The sequence below is a fragment of the Rhodoferax sp. genome (assembly GCF_034519335.1).
Taxonomy (GTDB): Bacteria; Pseudomonadota; Gammaproteobacteria; order Burkholderiales; family Burkholderiaceae_C; genus Allorhodoferax.
The window spans coordinates 107,936-122,686 of record NZ_JAXHOL010000024.1; the positions used below are offsets into that span (position 1 = coordinate 107,936).

The 14,751-nt window shown below is 62.9% G+C and carries 15 protein-coding genes and 1 riboswitch; of the genes, 4 read left to right on the plus strand and 11 right to left on the minus strand.

Annotation, left to right across the window (positions count from 1 at the left end; all coding sequences use genetic code 11):
* Positions 1-30 precede the first annotated feature (30 nt).
* Positions 31-927, plus strand: a complete 897-nt coding sequence (locus tag U5O12_RS10580; RefSeq protein ID WP_322578598.1) for a 23S rRNA (adenine(2030)-N(6))-methyltransferase RlmJ — start codon at positions 31-33, stop codon at positions 925-927.
* A 99-nt stretch (positions 928-1,026) separates the two neighbouring features.
* Here the strand turns inward: U5O12_RS10580 and metF are convergent, their stop codons facing one another.
* From metF to U5O12_RS10605, 5 genes are all read right to left on the minus strand, one after another.
* On the minus strand, positions 1,027-1,875 hold the full coding sequence (gene metF, locus U5O12_RS10585; protein WP_322578599.1) for a methylenetetrahydrofolate reductase [NAD(P)H]: 849 nt from the start codon (positions 1,873-1,875) through the stop codon (positions 1,027-1,029).
* A 44-nt stretch (positions 1,876-1,919) separates the two neighbouring features.
* Positions 1,920-2,819, minus strand: coding sequence for a TlyA family RNA methyltransferase (locus U5O12_RS10590; protein ID WP_322578600.1), 900 nt, complete (start codon positions 2,817-2,819; stop codon positions 1,920-1,922).
* A 12-nt stretch (positions 2,820-2,831) separates the two neighbouring features.
* Positions 2,832-4,352: an adenosylhomocysteinase gene (ahcY, locus tag U5O12_RS10595; RefSeq protein ID WP_416221478.1), complete on the minus strand. Its 1,521-nt coding sequence runs from the start codon at positions 4,350-4,352 to the stop codon at positions 2,832-2,834.
* 76 nt (positions 4,353-4,428) lie between these two features.
* Positions 4,429-4,536: riboswitch (S-adenosyl-L-homocysteine riboswitch) on the minus strand.
* A gap of 65 nt (positions 4,537-4,601) precedes the next feature.
* Positions 4,602-5,642 (minus strand): substrate-binding domain-containing protein, encoded by a 1,041-nt coding sequence (locus U5O12_RS10600; protein ID WP_322578601.1) that lies wholly within the window; start codon positions 5,640-5,642, stop codon positions 4,602-4,604.
* Positions 5,643-5,672: 30 nt separating this feature from the next.
* Positions 5,673-5,951: a hypothetical protein gene (locus U5O12_RS10605; protein ID WP_322578602.1), complete on the minus strand. Its 279-nt coding sequence runs from the start codon at positions 5,949-5,951 to the stop codon at positions 5,673-5,675.
* Positions 5,952-6,097: 146 nt separating this feature from the next.
* Between U5O12_RS10605 and U5O12_RS10610 the strand changes: the two genes are divergently transcribed.
* The gene (locus U5O12_RS10610; RefSeq protein WP_322578603.1) at positions 6,098-7,729 is read left to right on the plus strand and encodes a peptide chain release factor 3; all 1,632 of its coding nucleotides are present in this window, start codon (positions 6,098-6,100) and stop codon (positions 7,727-7,729) included.
* A 33-nt stretch (positions 7,730-7,762) separates the two neighbouring features.
* Here the strand turns inward: U5O12_RS10610 and U5O12_RS10615 are convergent, their stop codons facing one another.
* Complete coding sequence (locus tag U5O12_RS10615) at positions 7,763-8,125, minus strand: hypothetical protein (protein WP_322578604.1); 363 nt, start codon at positions 8,123-8,125, stop codon at positions 7,763-7,765.
* 57 nt (positions 8,126-8,182) lie between these two features.
* On the opposite strand from U5O12_RS10615, the gene U5O12_RS10620 reads away from it, so the two are divergent.
* On the plus strand, positions 8,183-9,040 hold the full coding sequence (locus U5O12_RS10620; protein WP_322578605.1) for an HAD-IIB family hydrolase: 858 nt from the start codon (positions 8,183-8,185) through the stop codon (positions 9,038-9,040).
* Between the two features lie 39 nt (positions 9,041-9,079).
* Complete coding sequence (locus U5O12_RS10625) at positions 9,080-10,231, plus strand: MFS transporter (RefSeq protein ID WP_322578606.1); 1,152 nt, start codon at positions 9,080-9,082, stop codon at positions 10,229-10,231.
* A gap of 20 nt (positions 10,232-10,251) precedes the next feature.
* Here U5O12_RS10625 and U5O12_RS10630 read toward each other — a convergent pair whose 3' ends face one another.
* The 5 genes from U5O12_RS10630 to U5O12_RS10650 all read right to left on the minus strand — a co-directional run bounded on the left by U5O12_RS10630 (position 10,252) and on the right by U5O12_RS10650 (position 14,710).
* The gene (locus tag U5O12_RS10630) at positions 10,252-10,878 is read right to left on the minus strand and encodes a hypothetical protein (protein ID WP_322578607.1); all 627 of its coding nucleotides are present in this window, start codon (positions 10,876-10,878) and stop codon (positions 10,252-10,254) included.
* A 48-nt stretch (positions 10,879-10,926) separates the two neighbouring features.
* Entirely contained in the window at positions 10,927-11,967 is a 1,041-nt protein-coding gene (locus tag U5O12_RS10635; protein WP_322578608.1) for a histone deacetylase family protein, read from the minus strand.
* A gap of 81 nt (positions 11,968-12,048) precedes the next feature.
* Positions 12,049-13,326 carry a UDP-N-acetylglucosamine 1-carboxyvinyltransferase gene (murA, locus tag U5O12_RS10640; protein WP_322578609.1) on the minus strand — a complete coding sequence of 426 codons (1,278 nt, stop codon included), beginning with the start codon at positions 13,324-13,326 and terminating at the stop codon, positions 12,049-12,051.
* A gap of 18 nt (positions 13,327-13,344) precedes the next feature.
* Positions 13,345-14,043 carry a hypothetical protein gene (locus tag U5O12_RS10645; RefSeq protein WP_322578610.1) on the minus strand — a complete coding sequence of 233 codons (699 nt, stop codon included), beginning with the start codon at positions 14,041-14,043 and terminating at the stop codon, positions 13,345-13,347.
* A complete protein-coding gene (locus U5O12_RS10650) occupies positions 14,036-14,710 on the minus strand; it encodes a hypothetical protein (protein ID WP_322578611.1) in 675 nt (224 codons plus the stop codon). Before U5O12_RS10650 ends, U5O12_RS10645 begins: the two co-directional genes overlap by 8 nt.
* Positions 14,711-14,751 lie beyond the last annotated feature (41 nt).

The window sequence follows — 14,751 nt, forward strand, 5'->3', positions numbered from 1 at the left end:
CGTGGGTGCCCTGCGTGGGTATCATAGGGGATGTTCAGTTACCGCCACGCCTTTCACGCCGGCAACCATGCCGACGTCCTCAAACACACCGTCTTGCTAGCGGTCCTGCGCTATATGACGCAAAAGGAGACTGCCCTCAATGTGTTCGATACACATGCGGGAGCCGGTCTGTATCGCCTGGATGGCGACTACGCAAAAACCAGTGAAGAAGCGGCAGAAGGCTTTTTGAAGCTGGTAGCCACCAAACCCAAACAACCGTTCGCCCCCGCGCTGCAAGACTATGTGGACATGGTGGCCGGCTTCAACAACGGCGAGCACTGGAGTGTGTACCCGGGCTCGCCCTTCATCATCCAGAGCCTGTTGCGGGAAGAAGCGCGCGACAAGCTCAAGCTGTTCGAGCTGCATCCCACCGACACCAAAACCCTGATGGCGAACGTGGCCCAGCTCGAAGCAGGCCGGCAAGTGGCCATCCTGCGCGAAGATGGATTTGAGGGGCTGAAGAAGTTCCTGCCGCCACCGTCCCGCCGCGCCTTGGTGCTGTGCGATCCAAGCTACGAAGTCAAGAACGACTATGGCCGCGTGCTCGACATGATTGCCGACGCCCTGCTACGTTTTGCCACGGGCACCTACGCCGTCTGGTACCCCATCATTCCGCGGCCCGAAGCCCATGACCTGCCCAAACGCCTGAAAACCATGGCCAACAAGGCCGGCAAGTCGTGGCTGCATGCCACGCTGACGGTCAAATCGAGCAAGCTGACACAGGACGCGCAAGGCGAAGTAGTGCGTCCTGGCCTACCCGCCAGCGGCATGTTCCTGATCAACCCACCCCACACACTGAAGGCCCTGCTCAAAGACGCCTTGCCGCAAATGGTGGAGCTGCTGGGGCAAGACAGCAACGCAGCGTTTACGCTGGATTCGGCGGGCTGACCCTCTCGCTCGGACGCCTGCAAGGGCATTCAGTGGGCGGCTCATACTGCCAAACGCGCAGAAATCGCCGCCCACTGAATGCCCTTACAGGCTGAGGTTCTAGCTGGCGGCCAGTCCCAAGTTGGCACACAACGCGAGCGTAGCCGCGCTCTGGTTCATGGTGTAGAAGTGCAAGGCTGGGGCGCCGCCGGCTCGCAGTTGTTCACACAAGTCCGTCACCACCTCCAGCCCAAAAGCTTTGATGGACGCCACATCGTCGCCATAACTTTGCAGGCGCAGGCGAATCCAGCGCGGAATCTCGGCACCGCAGGCATCCGAGAAACGCAGCAACTGGGTCGAACTGGTGATAGGCATGATGCCCGGCACCACCGGCACCGCCAGCCCCAGGGCGTCCACCTCTTCCACGAAACGGAAGTAGGCGTCAGAGTTGTAGAAATACTGGGTGATGGCGGAGTTAGCCCCAGCCTTGACCTTGGCTGCAAAAGCCTGCAAGTCGCTGGCAGGTGATTTGGCCTGGGGATGCACCTCGGGGTAGGCAGCCACCTCGATATGGAAATCGTCCCCTGTCTCAGCGCGGATAAATGCCACCAGGTCGCTGGCGTAATGAAACTCACCACCTGCGCCATACCCACTGGGCAGATCGCCGCGCAATGCCACCAGACGCTTCACGCCCATGGCCTTGAGCGTGGCCAGTTGCTCACGCACCGTCGCCTTGGTTGCACCGATGCAGGAGAAGTGGGAGGCGGCACTGACGCCTTCCGCCAGAATCTCGCGCACCGCGTTGAACGTGCCTTCTTGTGTGGAACCGCCCGCACCAAAAGTGACCGAGCAAAACTCGGGCTGCAACGTGTAGAGCTGCTGGCGCACACTGCGCAGCTTTTCTGCCCCCTCGGGCGTCTTGGGGGGGAAGAATTCCAGACTCAGCGGAATTCGGTGGTTCGCAAACATCAGCATCTCCGTCTCGCAACCCCTGGCCTAAGCCAGGTCTGCGCTCAGCCCGCCTTGCGGGCGCAAATGAAAAATTCGCGGTTGCCGTCGCCACCTTCGATGGGCGAGTCAAACCACGCGGTGACCGTCAGGTCCAACTCGGCACATGCCTCACGCAAGCGCTGCTCGACGATGGCGTACATAGCCGGGTCTTTGACGATGCCGCCCTTGCCCACTTGGCCAGGCTGCAACTCAAACTGCGGCTTCACCAGCGTCAACAGCACTCCCCCAGCCTTGAGCAAGTGCACAGCGGCGGGCAACACCAGCGTTTGCGAGATGAAAGACAGATCTGCCACCAAGAGATCAAACGGCGGTGCGAATTCGGGCGGCAAGGCGGCCAGTTCAGCCGCCTCGTCATCGTCAGGGCCTTCGCCCTCTGCACCGTCGAAATCTTCAAAAGTTTCGCTGTCATCTTCAAGGTCAAACGGCCCTTCAGCCCCCGTGCTGTCTGCGTAAGCAGCTATCAAATCTGCAGCAGACAGGGTGCGCGCATTGACACTCTCCACACACAGGACCCGGGGATCTGCGCGCAAGCTGGGGTGCAACTGGGCGCTGCCCACATCCACCCCCACCACCGCTTGAGCCCCTGCCTGCAACAGGCAGTCGGTGAAACCACCCGTGCTTTGCCCCACGTCCAGACAACGCAGGCCCGCCACCGACAGGCCCACCTGCTTGAGCGCGGCCTCCAGCTTCAGGCCGCCCCGAGACACATACCGCGCCTCGGAGTCATCCAGCAGCTCAATCACCGCGTCCTCCGGAACCTCGTCGCCATTTTTGGCCACGCGCTTCCAGACTTCGCCAGCGACCTCCAGCTTGCGCCATTGCACGCCATCGGCGATCAGGCGCTGGGCTTGGGAGCGGGTGCTGGCCAGCCCGCGCTGTACCAGCAGTTGGTCAATGCGCATCGCGTCCCTGGCTTAGTAGCGGTAGGTTTCTTTTTTGTACGGACCGGCCTTGCTCACGCCAATGTAGGCCGCTTGCTCGTCGGTCAGCTCGGTCAGCATGGCGCCGACTTTCTTCAGGTGCAAACGTGCCACTTTTTCGTCCAGGTGCTTGGGCAACACATAGACCTTACCGGCCTTGTATTCCTTGGGCTTGGTGAACAGCTCGATCTGGGCGATCGTCTGGTTCGCAAAGCTGGACGACATCACAAAGCTGGGGTGACCCGTGCCGCAACCCAGGTTCACCAAGCGGCCCTTGGCCAGCAAGATGATGCGCTTTTCGGGCTTCTTGCCGCTCTTGGGGAAGATCACGTGGTCAACTTGCGGCTTGATCTCTTCCCACTTGCATTTGGACAGCGAAGCCACGTCGATTTCATTGTCGAAGTGACCGATGTTGCAGACGATAGCCTGGTCCTTCATCGCGTCCATGTGCTTGTAGGTGATGACGTTCTTGTTACCAGTGGTGGTCACAAAAATGTCGGCCTTGTCGGCAGCGTATTCCATGGTCACTACCTTGTAGCCTTCCATGGCGGCTTGCAGGGCGTTGATGGGGTCGATCTCGGTCACCCACACTTGGGCGGACAGGGCGCGCAGCGCTTGGGCGGAGCCCTTGCCCACGTCACCGTAGCCAGCCACCAGGGCCACCTTGCCGGCGATCATTACGTCAGTGGCGCGCTTGATACCGTCCACCAGGGATTCGCGGCAACCGTACAGGTTGTCGAACTTGCTCTTGGTCACCGAGTCGTTCACGTTGATGGCGCGCAGCGCCAGCGTGCCCTTGGCAGACATTTCTTCCAGGCGCATCACGCCGGTGGTGGTTTCTTCGGTCACGCCAATGATGTTCTTCAGGCGGCGGCTGTACCAGGTGGGGTCCACCTTCAGCTTGGCCTTGATGGCGTTGAACAGGCACACCTCTTCTTCGCTGCCGGGCTTGGCCAGCACCTTGATGTCCTTCTCGGCGCGGGCGCCCAGGTGCATCAGCAAGGTGGCATCACCACCGTCGTCCAAGATCATGTTGGGGCCTTCCGCGGCGGTGCCCTTTTTGCCCTTGAACTCGAAAATGCGGTGGGTGAAATCCCAGTACTCGTCCAGCGACTCACCCTTGTGGGCAAACACCGGGGTGCCCTTGGCCACCAACGCTGCGGCTGCGTGATCCTGGGTGGAGAAGATGTTGCAAGAAGCCCAACGCACATCTGCGCCCAGGGCTTGCAGGGTTTCGACCAGCACGCCGGTCTGGATGGTCATGTGCAGGGAACCGGTGATGCGTGCGCCCTTCAGAGGCTGGCTCTTGGCGAATTCTTCGCGGATGGCCATCAGGCCGGGCATTTCGGTTTCGGCAATGGTCAGCTCTTTGCGGCCCCAAGCAGCCAAAGAAATGTCGGCAATCTTGAAGTCTTCGGCAACGGCTTGCACCACTTTTGCCAACACTTTGGATGCAGCAGGCTTGCTGGCTTGGGCAGCCTTGGGGGTCTTGGTAAATTTCAATACAGCGCTCATGGTTCACTCCAAAAGTTCATTTGAATAACCACTGGCAGGCTGAATTTTGAGAGGCAAAACTCACCGCACACAAACCAGTGGGTGAGCGCCGTTGACGGTCACGGGGCAGGGCGCACCGTGTTTTCCGAGCCTCACTCGCCGTGCCGCTGGGGGCACCGGGCAAGCTGCAACGCTCCTCGGAAGTTGGCGATTTTAGCGCGATGCGGATTGCCACACTAGTGCGCTGGGACAAAGCACAGCGAAATTTCTTCAGCCGGCCACCGCCGGCCCGGTGCTGCTCCCAAGCTGCAAGGCCGGCTCTCGCAGCACTTGGTAGGGGCTATCTTGCGGGGCACGCAAAACCTGCATCACCATCTCGGCCAATGCGATACCGGTGGTCTGCGGAGTAGGCTGCGTGACAGTGGTGACATCCAATCCGGTCAGGAGTGTGTCTTGCGGAATGTCGCCATGCACCACGACCGAAATGTCATGCCCCACCCGCAGGCCGGCATCGATGAGCCCGCGGATCAGCCCCACACCACCGAGGTTGTTATCGACCAAGACGGCCGTGGGTTTGGGCAACAATGCGAGCACCCTGGCCGCTGCCTGCAAACCACTGCGGCGGTCGTTCACGCCACCAATGCAGTACTCCGCAGGGCTGTCCACCCCGGCAGCGGCCAAAGCGGCCACAAAGCCCCGGTGGCGCTGGAAGGCAAAGTTCAGCTCCAGCGGTGCATGCACATACGCAATGCGGGTGTGGCCCAGCGCCAGCAAATGTTCCACTGCCAGGCGACTGCCCATGTCGTTGTCGAAATCTACCCAGGAATAGTGAGTACATTCAGCGGTGCGACCATAGCCGACAAAGGGGTACCCCTTTGCGAGAAGATAGTCCACGCGGGGGTCTTGCACCCGGGTGTTCGGCACGATGACTGCGTCCACCCGCCCGCCCCGAAACAAGCGCTCGTAGATTTCCAGCTCCGTCTCGTTTTTGGCTACTGCCAACAGCAAATCCAGGTGGTCACGCTCCAGGCGCTCGCCCAAGCCGTCGGCCATGTCCAAAAACTGCGGGTTGCCCAGGTTCTCTACCGCCGCGGAATACACAATGCCTACCGCATCGGTGTTGCCACGCACCAAACGCCGCGCGCCTGCATCCGGGCGGTAGCCCAGCGTGGAGGCCATGTCCTGCACCCGCTTACGGGTCTGCTCGTTCACATCGGTGTAGCCATTCAAGGCACGGCTGACCGTGGAGGTGGACAGGCCCAAGGCGTGTGCCAGTTGCTTGATATTGGTGGTACCGCCGCTTTTTTGCATGGCGGGAGTGTAGATGCCTGCGTCGCTGGCTCACTCGCGCCCCGGTCTCGCCCGTTTGCGGCGCAAGCAGTAAGCGCCCCAAGCCGCCCCGCAGGATGCGCCCAGAAGGCCCAGCGCCAACACGGCATACACGGCCACGGCCTGCTCATGCACGACCACATCGCCATCCAGATAGCTACCGTTCTCGCTGTATGGCAGCTGCGCCCGTGTCCAAGCCAGCCAGGCCAGTGCCGAGCAGCACACGCCGGCAAGGGCGGCGAGCCCCCACAACACCCCCTGAATCAACATATACCCCAGTGACACGCGCATGCCCCGTTTCCTCCGTTGGAGAGCAACCCACCCCATCATCCCACGGCCACGCGCAGTGCCCGAGCATCTTGCAAGAACCCGGCATGGCGCGTCGGCCCTAAAATCCTCCCCTTTGCCCCAGCCGCTGCTTGCAGCCCTCCCCCTTCATGACTTTTCTCGCCGAGACGCGCCGTCGCCGCACGTTCGCCATCATTTCCCACCCGGACGCCGGTAAAACCACGTTGACCGAAAAACTGCTGCTGTTCTCGGGCGCGATCCAGATCGCCGGCTCGGTCAAGGCACGCAAGGCCAGCCGCCACGCGACGTCAGACTGGATGGAAATTGAAAAGCAGCGTGGCATCTCGGTAGCTTCCAGTGTGATGCAAATGGCCTACCGCGACCACGTGGTGAACCTGCTGGACACCCCCGGCCACAAAGACTTTTCGGAAGACACCTACCGCGTGCTGACCGCTGTGGACTCGGCGCTGATGGTGATCGACGCGGCTAACGGTGTGGAAGCCCAGACGCGCCGCCTGATCGAGGTCTGCCGCCAGCGCGATACGCCCATCATCACCTTCGTCAACAAGATGGACCGCGAAGTGCGTGAGCCCTTGGACATCCTGGACGAAATCGAGCGCGAGCTGGGCATGCCCTGCGTGCCCATGACCTGGCCCGTGGGCCAGGGCAAGTTGTTTGGCGGCATCATTAATTTGCGCACGCAGGCCATGACCGTGTTCGAGAGCGGCAGCGAACGCCGCCCCCAAGACTTTGACACCGTGCCCTTGTCCAATGCCTCGGCGCTGGAAAAGCGCTTTGGCCACGAATGGGCCACGGCCATGGAAAGCATGGAACTGGCCACCGGCGCCTCCCCCGCCTGGGACCTGGACGCCTTTTTGGCTGGCAAACAAACGCCGGTGTTCTTTGGCTCCGGCGTGAACAACTTTGGCGTGATGGAAGTGCTGGACGCGCTGGTGGACCTGGCACCCAGCCCACAAAGCCGCACCAGCACCACGCTGGTGAACCGCCAGCCCGTAGTGCGCGAAGTGCAACCTGAAGACGAGGCCTTCAGCGGTGTGGTGTTCAAGGTGCAGGCGAACATGGACGCCAACCACCGCGACCGCATTGCCTTTGTACGCATGGCCAGCGGCAAGTACACGCCGGGCATGAAGCTCAAGGTGATGCGCACCTCCAAAGAGCTGCGCCCCACCAGCGTGGTGACCTTCATGAGCCAGCGCCGGGAGGCGGTGGAAGAGGCGTATGCGGGCGACATCGTGGGCTTTACCACCCACGGTGGCGTGCAGCTGGGTGACACCATCACCGACGGCAGCGTCAACCTCATGTACACCGGCCTGCCCTTCTTTGCGCCCGAAATGTTCATGACCGTGGTGCTGAAAAACCCGCTGCGCACCAAGCAACTGCAACAAGGCTTGGCCCAGTTGGGCGAGGAAGGCGCCATCCAGGTCTTCAAACCCGAGATGGGCGGCAACATGCTACTGGGCGCAGTGGGCCAACTGCAATTTGAAGTGGTGCAGCACCGCCTGAAGGCAGAGTACGACGCCGATATTCGCCTGGAAGGCAGCCAGTACACAGGCGCCCGCTGGATCACCGCCGACACCCCCAAAGAGCTGCAAGAGTTTGTCTACGCCTACCCTCAGCGTATGGCCAAGGACGCCGCCGACACCCTGGCTTACCTGTGCACCAGCCCCTATGACGTGCGACTGGCGCAGGAGCGCTTCCCCAAGATCCACTTCCACCCGCTGCGTGAGCATGCGGGTCTGGCGCTGCAAAGCGCTGGCTGACCGGCCATCAGGCCCTGGCTTGAGTTTCCCCGGCTAGGGCTTGTACTGCCAGTCGTTGGGGTTGGTGTCGGCCTGTCGGCACAGCGCCAAACCCATCTCGCTGACGGAGCCGCTGAAGCATGTGAAGATGGCCTGATGGGTATTCCACTGGCGCTTGCAGTGCTTTTGAAAATTGGTTTTCAGCCTGCCCTTGCGGTGCTCGGCCCACATCTGCAGCACCGAAGGGTTTTGGGCCTCGGCATGGAACTCGAGCACCATGGCGTGCCAGTCTTCGATGAGGCTGTCGATCTTGGTGGCAGCGCGCTGGCAGGTGAAAGATGGGTCGCCGCGCGTCTGCGCCACAGCGCTCCAAGCCAGCAGCCACAATGACATGCCCATGATCAAACCACGCAACATCAGCACCTCCCATACCTTCGCGCCTTGGCGCACAACCACCACAGCATACCGAACCGCATGCAAGCCCTGACCCACTGGCCCGAAGTCGACCGCCGCAAAGTGGTGGGTGTATTCACCGACATTGACGACACCCTGACCACCGCGGGCGCCATCACCGCGGACGCGCTGCAGGCGCTGGCGGACCTCAAGGCCGCAGGCCTCTACGTCATCCCCATCACGGGGCGGCCCATTGGCTGGTGCGAGCCGTTTATGGCCGGCGCCCACGGTGCCGCCTGGCCGGTGGACGCCATGGTTGCGGAGAACGGTGCGGTGGCCTTTGTGCACGGTACAGCCGGCACAAATACAAGCCAAAAAGGCCTGCAGCCCCGGTCAAATATGCGTGAGCAGCTATCAAAACTGTATCAACAAGATGTCGCAACACGCACCGCCAACCAAGCCCGCATGCAGGCCATTGCGGCCCAGGTGATGGCTGAGGTTCCTGGCGTGCAACTCAGCCGCGACAGCGCGGGACGCGAGACGGACCTCGCGTTTGACTATGCGGAATTCGCCCGGCATGCGCCCGAGACGATGCAACGCGTGTTGGACCTGCTGCAAAGCCATGGAATGCAAACCACGGTGAGCAGCATCCACATCCATGGCTGCTTTGGCAACTTCAACAAATGGCAGGGCGCCTGCTGGATTGCGCGCGAACTGCTGGGGTGCGACCTGCCGGCCGAGCGGGACCGCTGGGTGTTTGTAGGCGACTCGGGCAACGACCAGGCCATGTTTGAACACTTCACGCACAGCGTGGGCGTGGCCAACATCGCGCACTTTGCCCCGCAGCTTAGCCATCTGCCGCGCTATGTGGCACAGGCTGAACGCGGCGCTGGCTTTGCCGAAGTGGCGCAGGCCATTCTGCGAGCGCGTGGCGCATGAGTGTGGGTGCTCCACGGCGCAACGGCCCCGGCGCGCCCTATGGGGCTGCTGGCGGTCTTTGGGTCCACGCTGTTCCAGCTCTCAGGCGTGTTCATGCTCTCGCCGCTGATGCTGGTGCTGCTGACGCAGCGCGAGGTATCGACCTCCGTGGCGGGTCTGTTTGCCGCCACCACCTGGCTGGGTATTTTTATCGTCACCCCGTTTGCCTCCGCGCTCACCCGGCGCTGGGGCCAGCGGCGCACCATGTGGTTTGCGTCAGGCGCGCCGCTGCTGGCCGCGATTGGATTTTTAACCACCGACGCGCTCTGGCTGTGGTTTGCCCTGGAGCTGCTGGCTGGCGTGGCAGGCGGCCTGCGCTGGGTGCTGGCCGAGGCCTTTATTGCCGAGTTCTCGCCTTCGGACCGGCTGGGCCGCTACATCGGCATCTACGCCACCATGGTGGGCGCCACCTTCATCATCGGCCCCACGCTGCTGGCCTGGGTCGGGCCGGAAGGGCACGCCGCGCTGGGATGGGTCATTGCCCTGCTCGGCGTCGGCCTGGCATGGACGGCGCTGATCCCGGTGGTGCCACCGCATGCTGAATCGGCCCAAGCACCGGTGGGCCTGCGTGGCCTGTGGCTGGCCGTGCGCAGCCACCCCGTCATCATGCTGGCCGGGTTTATTGGCGGCTTTTTTGAGCTGGGGCTGGCCTCCATCCTTCCGCTGTATGGCCTGGCCATTGGCCTGGGGGCAGCCGCAGCGGCACTGCTGATTTCGGTCAGTGGCCTGGGCAGCACCTTAATTGCCATTCCCGTGGGCATGGTGGCGGACCGTTTTACCGACAAGGTCCGGGGGCGGCGCACCCTCATGGCGTTGTGTGTGGCCATCGCACTGTTGGCCGCGTGCGGACTGCTCTTGGTCGCCCAAGCACAGTGGCTGGCATGGCCCATTGTGTTTGTGCTGGGGGCTGCAGGCAGCAGCCTCTACACCCTGAGCATGACGGACATCGGCGCGCGCGAGCAGGGCATCACGCTGGTTAACAGCACCGCGGTGCTGGTGCTGAACTACACGCTGGGCGGGCTGGTGGCTTCGGCCATGTCAGGCGCGCTGATCGAGTGGTCACCCTTGGCCGGCTTTCCACTGGTGCTGATTGCGGTGGCAGCAACAGGCCTGGTGGCCCTGCTGCGCACCCGGCGCAGCGGCAGGCCCTAAACCACGGCGCGCCGGGCTAATTACTTACCGGTCTTTTTGGGGGCGGTCTTCGCCGACTTTTTGCCAGCCGCTTTGGCAACGGGTTTGGCGCCTGCTTTCTTTTTGGCTTTGCTCGCTTTGGTTGCGGGCGCCTTCTTGGGCGCGGCGGAGCGTGGTGGAATCAGGTCTTCCACCGACACGCCGGCACTTTGAGCCATAGCGCCCCAGCTCAGCCCCTGTGCACGCTGCGGCAACACGCCAGGCAACTGTTTGGGGCCATTGGCCGTATCCAGTGTGCCGCCATGCAAGGCCGCGTGGATTTGTGCGTCGCTGGGCTGGGTGATGCCCTCTTGTGCCAAGGTGCCTTGGGCCAGCTTGAGGGCGAGCCGTGCCTCGCCATACCCCAACGCCCCTGTGGCAGGCACCACACTGGCGGCACCGCTTCCGGCGGGCTGGCCGCTGCGCAGGCTTTGCGCCAGGGTCTCTGCGTCCTGCGGACTGCCTACCCAGGGGGCGAACTCTGCCACCAGTCGCTCGGTGTAGCCATCGTCGGAGTCGGCCCATGCGGGCAAGCCTGTGCCCGCCAGCATGGCGCCCAACAAGCCCGCCACAAGGTAGCGGCGGGGGGAAGCGCAACAGTGCGCCAGCAAGTGAGAAATTTGGATCATGGGGCGGGAGCTTAGCCGCACCGGAAGGACCCGGCGCGCGAGAACTTGTTAAGCGCGTGTAAAAGCCTGCAGCACATTCACAGCGTTGATGCCGACCTCTTCCACCGCATAGCCGCCCTCAAAGATGAAGGCCGTGGGCAGGCCCGCCTTCTGCAGACGCTCGCCCACGCGCAGGTAGTCATCGCTCTTCAGGGTGAAGCCAGAAATCGGGTCGCCCTCGAAGGTGTCCATGCCCAGTGACACCACCAATGCGTCGGCACCGAAGGCCTGGATGGCGGCCAAGGCTGTGTCCAGCGCCTGCGCCCAGGTGGCGTAGTCAGTGCCACGCGGCAGCGGCAGGTTGAGGTTGGTGCCCAGCCCCGCACCCTGCCCTTTTTCATCGGCATGGCCCAGGTAGAAGGGGTACTCGGTGCGCGGATCGCCGTGGATGCTGGCAAAGAACACATCAGGGCGGTCGTAAAAGATGGCTTGCGTGCCGTTGCCATGGTGGTAGTCCACGTCCAACACCGCCACCTTCTTCAGGCCCGCATTGCGCAGGTGCTGCGCGGCCAGCGCGGCGTTGTTGAGGAAGCAGTAGCCGCCAAAGAAATCTGCGCCGGCGTGGTGGCCCGGCGGGCGGCTCAGTGCGAAGGACGCCTTGTCACCATTCAGCAGCGCCTGCGCCGCGCTGAGCGCGCAGTGGGCGCCCGCACGCGCGGCCACCCAGGTGCCGCGGGTAAAGGGCGAACCCGCGTCATAGGAGTACAGCCCCACCTTGGCCGCAAAGTTGTCGGGCTCGATGTCGGTGCGGAAGGTGCGCGTGGGCCAGACCGAGGGCAGGATGTCCTTGTCCGCGTTGGCCGGGTCCAGCGCCACCCACTGGTCCCAGGCCGTGGCCAGGAAGTTGAGGTAGCGCGGACTGTGGATGGCGGTGAGCGCGCTGTCGTCAAAGGCCTGTGGCTCCTGCACCGTGCCCAGCTGGCGTCGCTGCAGCTCGGCCAGCACATGGTCGGCGCGGGCGGGCACTTCAAAGCACGGCACCAGTGCGCCGCGGAACATCTCGACCTTGCCCTGGTGCTGGGCGTGCAGGTGGTTATAGAAGGTTTTCATGGCTCAGGCCTCTTTTAGGCATCAAATAGGGCTCTAGCCCTTATGGAATATGCGCAAGCAGCTACTCTTTATATAGCAATCTCAGGCCTTCTGCGTAATGCGGGCGCCCAGCGCCAGCAGCTTCTGGTCCAGCTTCTCGTAGCCGCGCTGGATCATGTTGGCATTTTGCAGGGTGGACTTGCCGCTGGCGCACAGCGCCGCGCCCAGCAGCGCCATGCCGGCCCGGATGTCGGGCGAAGGCAGCGTGGTGCCGCGCAGCTTGCTCCGCCCGCTGATCACCACACGGTGCGGGTCGCACACCACGGCGGCCGCGCCCATGGCGATGAGCTTGTCCACAAAGTACAGGCGCGACTCAAACATCTTCTCGAAGAACAGCACATTACCTTCCACCTGCGTGGCAAGCGTGATCATGCAGCTCATCTGGTCGGTGGCGAACTGGGGCCAAGGGCCGTCACCAATCACGGGCATGGCGCCGTCGAAATCGCGCGTCACACGCAGGCTCTGGTTGGCGGGCAGGTGGATGTGCTTGTCGTGCAGCTCAATCTTTACGCCCAGCGTTTCAAACACGCGGTGGCACATGCCGTAGGCGTGCTTGTCGGTCCCCTCCACGGTGATTTCGCCGCCGGTAGCGGCGGCCAGCGCCAGGTAGGACGCAGCTTCGATATGGTCGTGGCACACGCTGTAGTGCGCGCCGCCCAAGGAAGGCACGCCCTCCACGCTGAGCTGGTTGGTGCCAATGCCGGTGATCTTGGCGCCCATGGCGTTGAGCAGGTGCGCCAGGTCTTGCACGTGCGGCTCGCAGGCGGCGTTGCGGATCAGGGTGTGGCAACGGCTCACGGCGGCGGCCATGAGGATGTGCTCGGTGCCAGTGACGGAAGGTTCATCAAAGAACAGCTCGGAGCCGGTCAGCGCGCCGGGTACCTCAAAGTCATAGGTCGCGTCGATGGACACCTTGGCGCCCAGCTTCATCAGGCCGTAGAAATGCGTGTCCAAGCGGCGGCGGCCAATCACGTCGCCACCGGGCGGGTAGAGGCGCGCTTTGCCGGTGCGGTGCAGCAGGCCGGCCACGCAGAGGATGGAGGTGCGCACCTTGTTGCACAGGGCCTGGCCAATCTCGTTGGTGCGCACGCTGGCCACATGGATGCTCACGCGCTCCCCGCTGCGCTCCACCTTGCCGCCGATCTCGACGATCACGTCCAGCATGTGGCGCACGTCGATAATGTCGGGCACGTTGTCCAGCACCACCTCCTGGTCGGTCAGGATGCAGGCCGCAATCATGGGCAGGATGGCGTTCTTGTTGCCAGAGGCGCGGATGGTGCCCCGCAGGGGGACTCCGCCTTCGATTTCAAAAGTGGACATGGGTTGCGAATGTGTGGGTTAACTGGGGTTAGGTGTGAATTCAGCGGCCATCCGGGTGAGGCGCATCTTGACGGTTTGCTCCCGCTCCGGGTTGCTTAGCAAACCGGGCAGCGCATTGTGAAAGGCAGGCATTTTCAGCAACCCGGCCACAGCCTGGCCTACGTGCTGGCGAACGGAATCGTGCGCGCCAGCCACTTCATGCACCAGCGTGGAGCGGCCCTCCACCACCGTCATGATGTCTTCCAGATCGTGGCTCAGGTACACGTCATTTTGCCCGCGATCCTTGAAGGCCTCGAACTTGGTCGCCAGAAAGTGCGGCGCGGAAAGATGCCGCACGCGCTGCCCCGGCGCCAGTTCGGCCTGTACGGCATCTGTGTAGCCCACGCGGTACCAGGGGTTGGCAAAGCCCAGCACCTTGTCATTCACCGGCACCAAGTCCAACTGCATACGGTTCCAGAACCAGCGAAAGGGCGGCGTGTTGTCAGCCATAGTCTGTTTGAAGCCGCGCTGCATCAACTGCTCTGCCAGCCGGTGGTACCCTGCCAGCGACGCTACTTCCACAATGGCGTCCACGTCCTCCGTGGGGCGCACATCCATCAGGCCGGCGTCATCCAGCAATAGCCCTGTGGCACAGCCACCCACAAAGACCACCTGATCGCACAGCGGCCCCATAGCCTGCGCCATCCCCAGCAGCAACGCCAGGTTCGGGTTAGCCATGCTGCGCCCCCTTGGCGGATTGGGGCGCATCCGGGTCAATCAACGCTTGCAGCCGATCCAGCGCCATCCCGCGTTCACGGGCCTTGCCTACACGAAGGGCATCAAACAAGGCGAGCATTTCGTACAACTTGGCATCCTGCATGGCAGCAAAGGGCACGGAAGGGTGCAACGGCTCGACACCCACACCACGCACCGAGCCATTGGGATGCGGCCACACAAAGTCCGTACTGCCGGGCGCAAACACGCCTGCGAAGGCCGGCGCGCTGTGACTGGTTGGCACGCCCACAGCCAGCGGTAGCTTTTCCGCCGGGAAGGCGTACTTGGCGCCATGGAGTGCGAACTCGGCCAGGTTGTGTGCATGCGGCCGCACCACGTTGTCAGCGCCCACCTCACTCTCTGGCTCAGCAGCGCGGCGTACCCGCTTGCGCGTAACTCTGTAAATGCCCATGGGCTCTTGCGCGCTCAGCGCACCTCCGGCTGTCGCCGCATCGGGCGGAGACAACCGGTTCGGCAGCAGCAATCCTGCCTGCAACCCGCGCTTGATGCAGGCGTGCGCCTCGGACACGCTGATGCCCAATTCCTGCGCCAACCGCGCATACGTCCAGCGCTGCTCACCCCAAGCCACCAGCTTGAGCGCAACGAGGAAGTCTTGGGGTTTGAGCTGCATTTACATTCAATATTCGAGAATCGCGAATATTGAATGTAAAT